Below are 15,108 nucleotides of genomic sequence, written 5' to 3'. Positions count from 1 at the left end.
CCCCGGCTGCGCGCCGACGGCGGGCGAGCCGGCGCGAGGGACGCCTCATGCGCCCGTGGATTTGCCCGTGGCGAAGCGCAGTGATTCTGACAGCATCAGCGGCGAACACGCCGTGCGTTGGGAGCCGCTCCGGCAACCTCCAGAGCTCCTGGTATGCTGGCCACTTCACGTTATGTCGACCTGGAGCTCCTGCACGAAGGGGCCGATACGGTCCTGTACCGAGCCCGGCGTCGAGATGACGGCGAACCGGTGGTGCTCAAGGTCCTGCGACGCGACCACGCGACCCCCCAGGCCCTCTGGCGCCTGCGCCGCGAGCACGAGATCGCCGGCGCGGTCGAGGCGTCGGCCGCCGTCGTCCGGCCGCACGCGATCGAGCGGCTCGGCGATCAGGTGGCGCTGGTCCTGGAGGACTTCGGCGGCAGCTCGCTCGAACGGCTCCTCGGAGGGCCGATGCCGCTCGATCGCTTCTTCCCTCTCGCCCTCCGCCTGACCGACGCGCTCGCCGATCTGCACCGCCACCACATCATCCACAAGGACATCAAGCCCCATAACCTGCTCTACAATCCCGAGACCGGGCAGGTGAAGATCACCGATCTCGGGATCGCCTGCCTCGCGCAGCGCGAGCACCAGCACCTCGCGCCCGTCGGGCTCATCGAGGGGACCCTGGCGTACATGGCGCCCGAGCAGACAGGCCGGATGAACCGCTGGATCGACGAGCGGACCGATCTCTACTCCCTCGGCGTCACCTTTCACCAGATGCTGACTGGCACCCTGCCGTTCGAGGCCGGCGATCCCGTCGAGTGGGTCCACTGCCATGTCGCGCGGATGCCGCCGCCGGCGCACGGGCTCATCCCCTCGATTCCCCCGCTCCTGTCCGCGGTCGTGCTCAAGCTGCTCTCCAAGGCCGCCGAGGAGCGATACCAGAGCGCGGCCGGCCTGCGGCGCGACCTGGACGAGTGCTTCGCCCGGTGGCGGGCGAGCGGCACGATCGACGCCTTCCCTCTTGGCCAGCGCGACCTCTCGGACCGGTTCCAGATCCCGCAGCGGCTGTACGGGCGCGAGCGAGAGGTCGAGGCGCTGCGCGCCGCGTTCGAGCGCGTGGTGGCGCAGGGCCGGCCAGAGCTCGTGACCGTGGCGGGCTACGCGGGTATCGGCAAGTCGACGCTCGTCGCCGAGCTGCACACGCCGGTGGTGCGGGAGCGAGGCTCCTTCCTCTGCGGCAAGTTCGAGCAAGCCGCGCGGGACGTCCCCTACCGCGCTTTCCTTCAGGCGTTCCGGGCGCTCTTGCGGGAGATCCTCTGCGCGACCGAGGAGCAGGTCGAGCGCTGGAGAGGGCACCTGCAGGAGGCCCTCGGCCCTGACGGGAGGTTGCTCGCCGACGTGCTCCCCGAGGTCGAGCTGCTCCTCGGCCCACAGCCGCCCGTGCCCGAGCTCCCGCCCACCGAGGCCCAGAGCCGGCTGCTCGCGACGCTCCAGCGCTTCGTCGCGGCGACGGCGCGGAAAGAGCACCCCGTGGCGCTCTTCCTCGACGATCTACAGTGGGCCGACGCGGCCAGCCTCCTCTTGCTCGATCAGCTCGCCACCTACGGCGGGCCCGAGCACCTGCTGCTGATCGGCGCCTACCGAGACAACGAGGTCGGCCCCGCGCACCCGCTGCGGCTCGCGCTGGCCGAGGCGCGGAAGCGCGGCGCCGAGATCTCCGAGCTCGTCCTCGAGCCGCTCTCCGCCGCCCACGTCACCGCGCTGGTCGCCGAGGCCGTCCACACGCCCGAAGCGCAGGCCGAGCCGCTCTCGCGGCTGATCCACGAGAAGGCGGGCGGCAACCCGTTCTTCGTGCTCCAGTTCCTGATGGAGCTGCACCAGGAGCGGCTCATCGCCTTCGACGCGGCGGAGGGCCGGTGGCGATGGAACATCGCCGCGATCCGCGACAAGGGGTTCACCGACAACGTCGTCGAGCTGCTGGCGGGCAAGCTGAAGCGGCTCCCGGCCTCGACGCAGGATGCGCTCAAGCTCGCCGCGTGCCTCGGCAGCAGCGTGGACCTCGACACCCTCGCGGTGGTCGCGAACCGCCCGGCGGAGGAGCTTCGCGAGGCGCTCGAGGAGGCCGTGCGCGAGGGGCTGCTCCTCCGCCGGAACGACAGCTACCGGTTCCTCCACGACCGCGTGCAGCAGGCCGCCCACGCCCTCATCCCGGCGGCGCAGCTCGCCGAGGTGCACCTCTGCATCGGTCGGCTGCTCCTGAAGGGGCGGAGCGCGGAAGAGGGCGAGGAGGCGCTCTTCGACGTCGTGGGCCACCTCAACCGCGGCGCCGCGCTCATCCGCTCCCCGGCGGAGCGGGGCGACCTCGCCGCGCTGAACCTCCGCGCTGGCAGGCGAGCCCGGGCGGCGGCGGCCCACGAGTCCGCCGCCGCCCTCTTCGCCGCTGGCATGGCCCTCCTCGGCGAGGATCGCTGGGAGACGCAGTACGAGCTGACCTACCACCTGAGCCTCGAGCGCGCGCGCTCCGCGTACGTCACCGGCAGCTTCGAGGAAGCCGAGCGGCTCCTGGAAGAGCTCATGGATCGCGCGAGGACAAAGATCGAGACGGCCGCCGTCGTCGAGCTCGCCGTCGCCCTGTCCCAGACCCGCGGGCGATGCGCCCGCGCGGTGGAGATCGGGCGCTCGTGGCTCCGCGCCTGCGACATGGATCTTCCGCTTCACCCCACCGACACGCAGATCGAAGAAGAGACGAAGAGCGTCTGGCAGGCCCTGCGCGACCGACCGATCGAGGACCTGATCCGCCTGCCACCCATGACGCACCCGGAGATCAAGGCCGTTATGGACGTGCTGCAGGGGGTGACGGGCCCTGCGATCTTCGTGGATCACAACCTGCACTATCTGCTCGTCATGCGCATGGTCAAGCTCAGCCTGCACCATGGCAACGCCGAGAGCTCCGCCCTCGCCTACGCCGCCTTCGCGAGGCTGATCGGCCCGAGGTTCGGGCGACACCAGGACGCTTACCGGTTCGGAAAGCTCGGAGTTGACCTGGCAGACAGGAGCGGCTCTCTCACCACGAAATCGCTGGTGTTCACCCTCTTCGGACAGATCGTCGTCTTCTGGACACGCCACTATAGAGAGACGTATCCGTATACGCGCGCCGGCTTCAGCGCCGCGGTCGAGTCCGGCAATCTGACCATGGCGTGCCTCAACTGCGTCTGGGCCGCGCTGTTCCCGCTGCTCTGCGGCGAGCCGCTGGAGGATGTGCTTCACGAGGTCGAAGAGCGCCTCGGCTTCGTGCGCAGGGCCGATTATGCGTTCGCGCACAGCGCCCTCGTCGGCAGCCACGCCGTGATCCAGATGCTGCGAGGCAGGCCGGTCCACTTCCCGACGCTGGACGGCTCCGAGCTGGATGGGTCGGCCTTCGAGGCGCGGCTGAAGGAGGGGGATCTCCAGGGCGCTCGCGGTCTCTATCACAGCCTGAGGGCCCAGGCGCTCTTCGTGCTCGGCTCTCCCGGAGAGGCGCTGGCGGCAGCGACCCTCGTGACGACCGAGCACCCCTGGAGGACCGAGCCGTACGCGCCCATCGCCGAGAACGTCTATTACCTCGCGCTCGCGCTCGCGGCCCTCGGCGACGAGGCGCAGCCGTCCCCGATCGAGGCGCTCCCCGCGCAGCTCCTCGATTGCGAGCGGCAGCTCGGCGCGTGGGCCAGGAGCTGCCCCGACAATTTCCTCCACAAGCACGCGCTGGTCCGCGCCGAGATCGCCCGGCTCCGAGGGCACGATCCGGAGGCCGGCCGGCTCTACGAGCAGGCCATCGCGTCGGCGCGGGAGGGCGGCTTCGTCCAGCACGAGGCCATCGCCTGCGAGCTCGCCGCCGGGTTCTTCCGCGCGCGCGGCCTGTCCACGCCCGCCGACGCTTACCTGCGGAACGCCCGCGCCAGCTATTTCCGCTGGGGCGCCCACGCCAAGGTCGAGCAGCTCGATCAGCGTTATCCCTTCCTCGTCGAGCGCAAGCCGCTCGCGCCCACCCTCACCTTCGCGGTGCGGGCCGAGCAGTTCGACGTCCTGTCCGTGGTCAAGGCCTCGCAGAGCATCTCCTGCGAGCTCAGGCTCCCGCGCCTGCTCGAGATGCTGCTGCGCATCGTGGTCGGGCACGCGGGCGCCGAGGAGGGGTACGTCCTCCTGGTCCGGGAGGAGCGCCTGTCGATCGCGGCGATCGAGGCGCCCGGGGGCGCGGTACGGCTGCTCGGCGCGGGCGAGGCGTCAGCGGCCGCGCTGCCGCAGTCCGTCCTCAACTATGTTCGCCGGAGCCACGAGCGCGTGCTGCTCGACGACGCCGCCGCCAGACACCCTTTCGTGGAGGACGAGTATTTCAGGTGGAAGCGTCCGAGATCGGTGCTGTGCCTCCCCATCATGCGACAGGACCGGCTGCTCGGCCTGCTCTACCTCGAGAACAACCTCGTGACCGGGGCCTTCACCCCCGGGCGGCTCAGCGTGGTCGAGCTGCTCGCCTCGCAATCGGCCATCTCGCTGGAGAACGCCATGCTCTATTCCGAGCTCGAGCAGGAGAACGCCGAGCGGCAGCGGGCGGAGCAGGCGCTGAAGGCCAACCAGCAGACCCTCCAGGCCATCATCGACAACTCGGCGGCGTCCATCTACCTCAAGGATCATCAAGGCCGACATCTGCTCATCAACCGGCACGTGAGCAACATCTTGCGCCTGCCGCCCGAGAAGATCCTCGGCAAGACTGTCGCCGATCTGTTTCCAGCTCCGCTCGCCGCTGTCGTGGAAGAGCACGACCGGCGGGTGCTCGCCGCGGGCGTGGCGATGGAGTGGGAGGAGGAGGTGCCGCTGGAGGACGGGCTGCACACCTTCCTGTCGGTCAAGGTCCCGCTGGGCGATGATGGGCCCGCGCCCCGCGCGATCTGCGGCATCTCCACCGACATCACCGAGCGCAAGCGGGCCGAGCAGGCCGAGCGCTTCCTGGCCGAGGCGAGCCGGAAGCTGATGATGCTGGGCTATGGCGCCACCTTCGAGAGCGTGGCGCAGCTCGCGGTGCCTGAGCTCGCCGACCAGTGCGTCGTCGATATCGCCCTGAACAACCACGCGCCGGGCGGCGCGGTCGTCGCCGGGGTGCCCGGCGAGCAGGTGGAAGCGTTGAGGGAGGCGCTGCGTCTTGCAGGGGCGCCATCGGCCGCGTCTGGCGGCGAGACGGGCCCCACCGCGCCCCTCTCCCAGCAGGTGCACCAACTCGACCCGCCCGTCAGGCACCTCCTGGAGCAGCTCGACATCCACGCATGGCTCCGGGTCCCGCTCCTCGCGCGCGACCGGTGCCTCGGGGTGATGACCCTGCTGGCGACCACGCCTCGGCGCCGGTACGGCCCCGACGAGCTGCGGCTCGCCGAGGAGCTGGGGCGCCGCGCGGCGCTCGCGCTCGAGACAGCCCGCCTGTACGCCGAGGCCCAGGAGGCGATCCAGCGGCGGGACGAGTTCCTCCTCGTCGCGTCGCACGAGCTCAAGACCCCGCTGACCTCGCTGCAGATGCAGGCGTACCTCGTCGGGCGGCTGCTGGGTCGTTACCAGCGCGCGGAGGTCGCCCCGGAGCGGATCGACGCCTCGCTCCAGGTCCTCAATCGCCAGGTCGCGCGACTCGGGCGCCTGGTCGACGAGCTGCTCGACGCGACGCAGCTGCACGCCGGGCGGATGACGCTCGTGCGCGCGCCCGTCGATCTGGCGGCGCTGGCGCGCGAGGTCGTCGAGCGGATGGGCCAGCAGCTCACGAGCGCGCGCTGTCGCGTCCAGCTCGAGATGGATGAGCCCGTGGTCGGGCGCTGGGATCCGTCGCGCCTCGATCAGGTCCTCGTCAACCTGCTGTCCAACGCGATCAAGTACGGCGCCGGTGGCCTCATTCACGTCGTCGTGCGCCGGCACGAAGGGCGCGCGCTGCTCTCGGTCCGGGATCACGGGATCGGCATCGCCGAGGCGGATCACGCCAGGATCTTCGAGCGCTTCGAGCGCGCGGTGTCGGTCCGGAACTTCGGCGGACTCGGCCTCGGGCTCTACATCGTCCGCTGGATCGTGGCCTCCCACGGCGGCACCATCTGCGTGGACAGCAGGCCGGGCGCCGGCGCCACGTTCCTCGTGGAGCTCCCGCTGGAGCCGGCGGAGACCGAGGCGGAGGCGGAACGAGCACACCTACCGGCCGGCCGAGGGACGTCGTAGAAGCGATCTCGATGACCCGCTCGGACGTGCTGCGCCCGGATGTGCTGATCGTGACAGCGCTCCAGGATGAGCTGGAGGCGGTGCTGGCGGCGGGAGGGGCGCCGGGCGAGGAGACCGCGCCGGCCGGGGAGATCGCGGCACAGGACGTCGGGGCGCGGTTCGGATGGGAGGAGAAGCGCGACAGGCCGAGGTTCCGTTACCACGCGCGGACGATCCCCAATGATCGCGGCGAACCGCTGGTGATCGCGGCGGCGTGGATCGGGGAGATGGGGCCGGCGGCGACGGCGGCGCGCGCGCAGCAGCTCCTCGGCGATCTTGAGCCGGCGGTCCTGGCGATGTGCGGGATCTGCGCCGGACACCGCAAGGAGGTGTCGCTGGGCGACGTGATCGTCGCGGACCGGGTGTACCTCTACGATGACGGCAAGGCGGTCTCCGGCGCCGGCGGCGACGACTTCTGGCAGGACATCACCACGTACAACCTCGAGGCGACGTGGCGCCACGACGCGGCGTTCTTCGCGCGCGAGTTCGCGGCCGCGGCGGAGCCGCTGCGGCGCAGCCGGCCGGTGCCGAAGGAGGCCCAGCGGCGCTGGTTGCTGCACGCGCTCGACGCGCACGAGCGGCGCGGCGGCCCTGCGCCGCTGGAGCACCCGGAGCGCCGCGCCCGCTGCCCGCGGTGGAGCGAGCTGGTGGAGGAGCTCGAGGGCGGGCCCGAGGGCGAGCCCGGGTCGAGGGCGCTGATCCGGCTCGACCACGAGCGCGGCGCCTACGCGCTGACGGACGCCGGGCGCGCGTGGGTGACGCGCGATCGCAACGTCTACCCGGACGAGGCGCCGGACGCGCCGGCCTTCCGCGTGCACGTGGGGCCGATCGCGACGGGCAGCGCGGTCCGCGAGGATCCAGAGCTCTTCAAGCGGCTGCGGCGGTCGGCGCGGAAGACGCTCGGGGTGGAGATGGAGGCCGCGGCGGTCGGGGCCGTGGCCGAGCGGGAGGGGATCCGGTCGATCATCGCGAAGGCGGTGTCGGACCACGCCGACCACGAGAAGGACGACAGCTTCCGCGAGTTCGCCTGTCGGGCGTCGGCGGAGCTGCTCCTCGCGTTCCTGCGGCGGCAGCTCCGGCCGCGGCCCCAGCTCGCGGTGGAGCGCGAGGACGCCGAGGTCCCCTCGGTGCGGCGGGGGCCGATGTCGACGCGGGCGCGGCCGCAGAACGAGCTGCTCGGGCGGGTGGAGCGGGCCTGCCGGCTGCGCGAGGAGGGGGCCACCCTCGTCGAGCTGGAGGCGCGGCACCCGCTCGCGGGGCTGCTGGAGGTGTCGCGCCCCAAGCAGGGGAGCCCGTGGCGGTTCCCGCTCGGCGTCGTCGACCGGCCGCTCGACGAGGAGGCGCTCGAGGTGTTCGGCGGCGTGCTCGAGACCTACCGCGCCGAGAACCCCTACGTGCAAGGGAAGCTGATCCACGTGGGGGAGCGCGCCCCGGAGGCGCTCGGCCGGAAGGCGCGGGCGCGCGGGATCGAGATCGCGAGCTTCGGCGAGTACCAGCGCCTGCTCGACCTGTCGCGGTACGCCGAGCGGCAGCTCGCACGGGTCGAGGCCGACGACCGGTACCCCGCGTCGCTCTACGTGGAGCAGCGGGCGAAGCACCGGCTCGGCCGGGCGCCGTGGGAGCCCACCGGGGACGTGCTGCAGGAGATGCTGTCGGTGCTCGACTCCGAGCACGGTCGGTTCTTGCTCGTGCTCGGTGACTTCGGGACGGGCAAGACGTTCCTGATGCGCGAGCTCTGCCGGCGGCTGACCGCCGCCGGCGGCCGGACGCCGGTGCTGGTGGAGATGCGGGCGCTGGAGAAGCGGCGCTCGCTGAACGAGCTGCTCGCGCAGCACTTCGCCGCCGCGGGGATGGGCAAGATCGACCTCGACGGGTTCCGCTACCTGCTCGCCGAGGGGCGCGTGATCCTGCTGTTCGATGGGTTCGACGAGCTGGCGCTCCGGGTGAGCTACGACCGGGTGCTGGAGCACTTCGCCACGGTGCTGGAGGCCGCGTCGGAGCGCGCCAAGGTGGTGGTCACCAGCAGGACCGGGCACTTCCTCACGGACGGGGAGGCGAACAAGGAGCTCGTCGATCGCGCGGAGCAGACGGGGCACGCGCGGCTGTTCAAGCTGGAGCCGTTCGGGGAGGACCAGATCCAGCGCTTCCTCGGGAAGCTGCTCGGCGATGACGGCGCGGCGAAGGCGAGGTTCGAGCTGCTGCGCGACGTGGAGGATCTGCTGGGGCTCTCGGCGAACCCGCGGATGCTGAGCTTCATCGCGGAGATCGACGCGGAGGAGCTCAAGGCCGCGCGATCGCTGGCGGGCAAGATCACGTCGGCGGCGCTGTACGAGCTCCTGCTGCGGCGCTGGCTGCGCGGCGATCTGAAGCTGGCGACGGACACGGCCGAAGATCCTGCGCTGGGGGAAGCGCAGCTCTGGAGGGCGGTGACGGATCTGGCGCTCTTGCTCTGGCCGAAGGTGGACCGGGGGGTGGGCATCGAGGAGATCCCGCGCGAGCTGATCGCGGCCGCGCAGGCGCTGGATCCGAGCCGGAAGCCCGCGGAGGAGGGGCTGGTGCGGCACCAGCTCGGGTCGCGGTCGCTGCTGGTGCGGGACGAGACGGGCACCTTCTCGTTCCTGCACCAGTCGATCATGGAGTGGCTGGTCGCCGACGCGGCGGCCGCGGAGGTGAAGGCGTCCGGCGAGGCGCCGGTGCTCGCGCAGCGGGAGATGAGCGACCTGATGGCCGACTTCTTCATCGCGCGGGCGGGGCGCCAGGCGGCGTCGCGGTGGGCGGCGTGGAAGCTGGGCGCGCCGGGGCAGGAGGTCGCGGGGAAGAACGCGCTGCGGGTCGAGCGGCGGCTCCGGGTGGGGGCGCTGGAGGAGGACATCATCCCCGTCGACGTGGTGCTGGACTTCGAGGGGGACAACCTGTCCGGGCAAGACTTCTCCGGGCAGGACCTGCGCGCGGCCAATTTCCAGCGGGCGAACCTCGCCGGCGCGACGCTGATCGGCGCGGATCTGCGCGGGGCGAAGCTCGGCGGGGCGAGGCTCCTGCGCGCGGATCTGCGGCGGGCGCTGCTGCAGGGGGCGGACCTCAGCGCGGCGGACCTGTCGTGGGGCAACCTGAGCGAGGCGGACCTCACCGCGGCGAAGCTCTTCGCCACGACGCTGCGGGGCGCGAAGCTGCTCGGCGCGAAGCTGCCCGGGCTGGCGGAGGAAGACGCGCTCGGGGCGGCGTTGACGGCCAGCGACGCGATGCCGATGTGGGGCGCGGGCTCGGTCGTGCTCGCGGTGGCGTTCAGCCCGGATGGGATGTTGCTCGCGACCGGGCACTACGAGGGCACGGTGCGGATCTGGGACGCCGTGACGGGGGCGGCGCTCCGCGTGCTCCAGGGCCATGAGGGCTGGGTCCAGAGCGTGGCGTGGAGCGCGGACGGCAGGACGCTCGCCTCGGGCTCGTCCGACAAGACGGTGCGGCTGTGGCAGGGCAGCACGGGCAAGGCGCTGGGCGTGCTCATGGGCCATGAGGGACCGGTCCTGAGCGTGGCGTGGAGCGCGGACGGCGTGACGCTCGCCTCGGGCTCGGAGGACCAGACCGTGCGGCTGTGGCAGGGCAGCACGGGCAAGGCGCTGGGCGTGCTCCGGGGCCATGAGTACGTGGTCTTCAGCGTGGCGTGGAGCGCGGACGGCGTGACGCTCGCCTCGGGCTCGGGCTACACGGTCCGGCTGTGGCATGGCAGCACGGGCCAGCCGCTGCGCGTGCTCCGCGGTCACGAGGGGCCGGTCCTGAGCGTGGCGTGGAGCGCGGACGGTCGGATCCTGGCCTCGGGCTCGGAGGACAGGACCGTTCGGCTGTGGCATGGCGGCACGGGCGAGGCGCTGGCGGTGCTCCGGGGCCACGACGATCTGATCTGGAGCGTGGCGTGGAGCGCGGACGGCATGACGCTGGCCTCGGGCTCGGAGGACAAGAGCGTGCGGCTGTGGCAGGGCACCACGGGCAAGGAGCTTGGCGTGCTCCAGGGGCACGAGAACACGGTCAAGAGCGTCGCCTGGAGCGCGGACGGCATGCGGCTGGCCTCGGGCTCGCTCGACAAGACCGTCCGGCTCTGGCAGGGCAGCACGGGCAAGGCGCTCGGCGTGCTCACCCACGCGACGCGGGTCGCGAGCGTGGCGTGGAGCGCGGACGGCGTGACGCTGGCCTCGGGCTCGTCGGACGACACCGTGCGGCTGTGGGAGGGCAGCACGGGCAAGCAGCTGGGGGTGCTCCAGGGCCATGACCGCTGGGTCAAGAGCGCCGCCTGGAGCGCGGACGGCGTGACGCTGGCCTCGGGGTCGGGCGACATGACCGTGCGGCTGTGGGAGGGCAGCACGGGCAAGCAGCGGAGCGTGCTCCAGGGCCATCAGGGAGAGGTGCTGAGCGTGGCGTGGAGCGCGGACGGCGCGACGCTGGCCTCGGGCTCGGGCGACAGGACGATACGGTTGTGGCATGGCGGCACGGGCGAGGCGCTGGGCGTGCTCCACGGCCATGAGGGAGAGGTGCTGAGCGTGGCGTGGAGCGCGGGCGGCGCGACGCTGGCGTCGGGCTCGGGCGACAGGACCGTTCGGCTGTGGGATGGCGGCACGGGCGAGGCGCTGGGCGTGCTCCACGGCCATGAGGGAGAGGTGCTGAGCGTGGCGTGGAGCGCGGATGGCGCGACGCTGGCGTCGGGCTCGGGCGACAGGACCGTTCGGCTGTGGCAGGGCAGCACGGGCAAGCCGCTGCGCGTGCTCCAGGGCCATGAGGGAGAGGTGCTGAGCGTGGCGTGGAGCGCGGACGGCGTGACGCTGGCGTCGGGCTCGAGCGACAAGACCGTTCGGCTGTGGCATGGCGGCACGGGCAAGGCGCCGCGCGTGCTCCAGGGCCATCGAGAAGGGGTCCGGAGCGTGGCCTTCCACCCGGACGGCCGCACGCTCGCTTCCGCCTCGTATGACGGCACCATCCGCCTCTGGAACGTCGCGACCAAGCGCTGTCTCGCCATTCTCCTCCCGTTGCCCGAGGGCTGGGTCGCCTTCACGCCCGACGGTCGTTACAAGTTCGGGGGCAACCTCGCCGGCAACTTCTGGCACGCCATCCATCTCTGCCGCTTCGAGCCCGGCGAGCTCGATCCCTATGTCCCCGGGCTCCGCCTCGAGGACGACACGCCGCTCCTCACCGCGGCCCCGCGCCACGCGCCGTCCCTCTGAGCAGGCCGTCCCGCTGCGCTGCCGCACATCACGTCATTCCCGCCTGCCCGCGGCAGCCGTCGTGACGGGGCCCGGCCTCGACGCCGGCCCCTCCGTCATGGCATGAGGGATCCATGCCCGAGCGAGCGCTCTCGATTCCCCTCTCCGACGGCAATGCAGTCTCGGGCGTGCTCCACGCGCCCGCTGCGCGCGCGAAGCGCTCCGGCGTCGCCGTGGTGCTGGGCCATGGGGCCGGCGGCGACATGCACGCGCCGCTGCTGGTCGATGTCGCCAGGGGGCTCAAGGACCGCGGGCACACGGTGCTGCGCTTCAACTTCCCGTACAAGGAGCTCGGCCGGAAGGCGCCAGACAGGCGGGAGAAGCTCGAGGCGGCCTACGAGGCGGCGATCGCGAGGCTGCGGAAGGAGAAGCCGGATCGGCTGGTGATCGGCGGCAAGTCGATGGGGGGGCGGATCGCCTCGCTGCTCGCGGCGCGGGCCGTCCCTTGCGATGGGCTCGTGTTCCTCGGCTACCCGCTGCACCCCGCGGGAAAGCGCGACGCGCTCCGCGACGAGCACCTCTCGGCGATCAAGGCGCCGATGCTCTTCCTCCAGGGGACCCGAGATCCGCTGTGCGATCTCGAGCTCCTCCGGCCGGTGCTGAAGCGCCTCGGCCGCCGGGCGCGCCTGCAGGTGGTGGAGGGGGGCGATCACTCGCTCGAGGTCCTGAAATCTACGGGGCGGACGCGGGAAAGCGTGCTTGACGAGATCGTTGCCGGCGTCGAGGGCTGGCTCGCGAAGCGGGTCGCCGGCACGAAGGCATGACGCCGGGAGGGCGCCACGGGGGCGAGCACACTCGACCCGCGAGCCGCCCCGCTTGCCGGTGGCGGGGAACGCCGGCCCGCGCGTGAAGCGCGCGAGGACGAAGACGTTGTCGAGCATTCCGGCGCAGAACGGCACAAGCTGTCGCGTACGACACTGGCTGTCGCGCAGGAAATCGAGTGGCACGTTTGGTGCCGGTTCGCTGCGCATCTACGGAGGCCATCGATCATGCGCGGGGCGTTGACTACGCGTGTCCTACGGATCCTGAGCGCCGGCATCCTCGCCGGCCTGTCGTTGACGGTTGGGTGCCAGGGCGGTACCAGCGTGGCGCCAGGCACAGGAGGGGCCGGCGGTGCCGGGGGGCAAGGCGGCGCGGGCGGTCAGGGCGCCGGGGGGCAGGGCGGCGCGGGCGGCCAGGGCGGCCAGGGCGGCGCGGGCGGCGCGGGCGGCCAGGGCGGCGCGGGCGCCGTACCGGTGACGTGCGATTCGCAACCGGGCAACCACGACGACGCCTGTCCCGCGGACGCGCCTTGCGCGATCACGCTCGACGTGGAGGTGACCTGCGCCGATCTCGGGTTTGCGGACCTCGGAGCGCTGGCCGTGCCGGCGGCGGGCGCGACGTACCTCGTCACGAGCGGCAGCTACGCAACGCGGCTGTTCGAGCTCCACGGCGAGGGGGCGACGCAACGCGACCTCGACATGGCTGCCAGTACCGTGAGCGTGGCGCTCGCGCCGGATGGGACGGCGTATGTCGCGGCGGATGAGACGCAGGCCTGGCGCGACGGCGACCCCGGCGGTGTCGTGTTCCTGCCGCTCGCCGGCAGCGCGACCGAGAAGCAGCGGGTGTTCGGCCGCGACGACAAGTACGTGCCAGTCTGGGATCTCGCGGTGGACTCCAGGGGCGAGCCGCACATCTGGTTCACCATGGATGCGCCCGACGGCCTCGCCCACGCGACGCGCACGCCGAGCGGCACCTGGGACGTCGTGCCGGCGACCCGACCGGGCGGCGGCGAGTGGACCCGCTTCGCCCTCGCGCCCGACGACGCGCCGCTTGTCTTCGGGTTCGTCCCGGCGGATTCCTCGGCATGGCAGCTCACGGTGCTCGATGGCACCACGGAGCGGAGCCTCGGCGCTCCGACGAGCCCGCTCGAGTACGATCCCATCGCGCCGCCGAAGCCCGCCGGCCAGGCGACGATTCCCCGCTTTGCCGCGGTCGTGCAGCACCCCGACGGGCTGCGGCTGGCGAGCGCCGCCGAGGGTGACGGCTTCGACGAGATCGCGATCCCCGGCACCGCGATGCCGACGTACGGCTGCGAGCTCGGGTTCGGCGGGCCCGCGCAAGACGGCTGTCCGGCCGAGTGCCACGAGGTGACCTCGGGGCTCGAAGGGGCGGCCTTCTCGGCCGCGCGCACGAGCGATGGCGACGTGTGGATCGCGTTCGCGATCAGCCACGTCGACTGGACGGTCGCCTACGAGGTGCAGGACGTCGACGTGACGGCCACCTGCGTCGGCAACATCGCGGCGGACGCCAGCCGCGGCGAGCTACGCCTCGTGCGCGTGCCGGCCGCCGGGGGCGCGCCCGAGGTCGCGCTGGATCTGCCGCTCCCCGCGATCGCGGGCGATAGCCACTCCGCCGATTCGCAATGGGAGCGCCCGCTCGTCCATGTCTCCGCGTTCGGCGCGGAGATCACCGTCGCGGTGCGCACGCGGGCGTCTCGATCCGGGCCCTACACGGTGCGCGCGCTGCGCATCGACACCTCGCTCGTCGACCTTGCCGCGCCAGGTGACTGAGACGCGCGCCCAGACGCGGCCGCGTCATCCGGCGCCGGCAACGCCGCCTGGTTCCCGTAACGCCCCTCGACTCACGCCTGGCCTCGTCCGTTTCGGCGCTCGACGCCAACATCTCCGATCGAGGATCGGTTCGAGGAGGGCATCGATCCCGCGAACAACATCGTCGTGACCGACGACGCCGGTGTCGCGGGCCGCACCCGGCCGATGTGCCTGTGTCCAGTACCCGGAGGCTGCGCAATGCAGCGACCCGAGAGGCCACCGGCAAGCCGTGTGCGGGAAATCCGCACGCGCGATTTGAAAGGGGATCTTGCCCTTGATCACCAGGCTTCACGACCGGGCGGAAGAAAGTAGGATCTACCAATGCGCTCCTGGCACCTCCTCCTTGCGTTGAGTGTTTCAGCGGCCTGCGAATCCTCGAATCTCGGCGCCGAAACGACGGGCGGCGCGGGCGCGGCGGGCGGCTCCGACGGCGTGGGCGCGACGGGCGGCGCGGGCGCGGTGGGCAGTTCCGGGGACGCGGGCATGACGTCCAGCTCCAGCGGCGCCGGCGGGGCGGGCGGCGCGTGTACGCCATGGAGCGATGCCGGCGACATGTGCGCGACGACGGTCCAGTGTGTGGCGTCCAGCGCCGCATGTGCGTGCGATGGCGGCGCCGTGGGGTGTCTCGACGCCGTGACCTTCCAGCCGCTCGAGCTCCGCGGGCCTACGGTGCCGCCGCCGGACGGCGCGTGCTGCGACGCGGAGGGGATGACCTGCGGCGGGTACTCGGACTGCGGGCCGGTCTGTCATTGCCAGGGCGGCGCGTGGTCCTGCGCGAGGCCGGCCGCGTGTCAGCCTCTCGTGTGCCCCACGGACAGCGAGGCGCTGCTCATGCTGGACGGCACGGCGTGTCCGGAGCACGTCGGCCTCGAGTGCCCCGAGGAGCCCGGCTGCACCTCCGTGCGCTGCACGTGCGCGCTGAATCCGGAGACGGGAACTGCCTCGTGGCGATGCCTCATGATCCCCTGCTGAACGCCGCCGGCGGCTCGAGACCCGCGCGCGCAGACGAGATCCGGCCACGTGGTCCTCGT

At 72.2% G+C, this 15,108-nt stretch carries 5 protein-coding genes; all 5 read left to right on the top strand.

All coding sequences use genetic code 11. The features are described from left to right. Positions 1-153: 153 nt before the first annotated feature. The 5 genes from WME96_RS21830 (at position 154) to WME96_RS21810 (ending at position 15,049) form a co-directional block, all read left to right on the top strand. Positions 154-6,201 carry an AAA family ATPase gene (locus WME96_RS21830; RefSeq protein WP_437292024.1) on the top strand — a complete coding sequence of 2,016 codons (6,048 nt, stop codon included), beginning with the start codon at positions 154-156 and terminating at the stop codon, positions 6,199-6,201. An 11-nt stretch (positions 6,202-6,212) separates the two neighbouring features. Beyond that, positions 6,213-11,447, top strand: coding sequence for a phosphorylase family protein (locus WME96_RS21825; RefSeq protein ID WP_437292023.1), 5,235 nt, complete (start codon positions 6,213-6,215; stop codon positions 11,445-11,447). A 113-nt stretch (positions 11,448-11,560) separates the two neighbouring features. Then, positions 11,561-12,250, top strand: coding sequence for an alpha/beta hydrolase family protein (locus tag WME96_RS21820; protein ID WP_437292022.1), 690 nt, complete (start codon positions 11,561-11,563; stop codon positions 12,248-12,250). A 237-nt stretch (positions 12,251-12,487) separates the two neighbouring features. Continuing rightward, positions 12,488-14,038: a hypothetical protein gene (locus tag WME96_RS21815; RefSeq protein ID WP_437292021.1), complete on the top strand. Its 1,551-nt coding sequence runs from the start codon at positions 12,488-12,490 to the stop codon at positions 14,036-14,038. Positions 14,039-14,398: 360 nt separating this feature from the next. Further along, positions 14,399-15,049 carry a hypothetical protein gene (locus WME96_RS21810; RefSeq protein WP_437292020.1) on the top strand — a complete coding sequence of 217 codons (651 nt, stop codon included), beginning with the start codon at positions 14,399-14,401 and terminating at the stop codon, positions 15,047-15,049. The last annotated feature ends 59 nt before the right edge of the window (positions 15,050-15,108 follow it).

The sequence above is a fragment of the Sorangium sp. So ce406 genome (assembly GCF_051474675.1).
In the GTDB taxonomy this organism is placed as follows: Bacteria; Myxococcota_A; Polyangia; order Polyangiales; family Polyangiaceae; genus Sorangium; species Sorangium cellulosum_G.
Note: the sequence above shows the minus strand (reverse complement) of the source record. Positions and strands in the feature narration are given on the sequence as shown.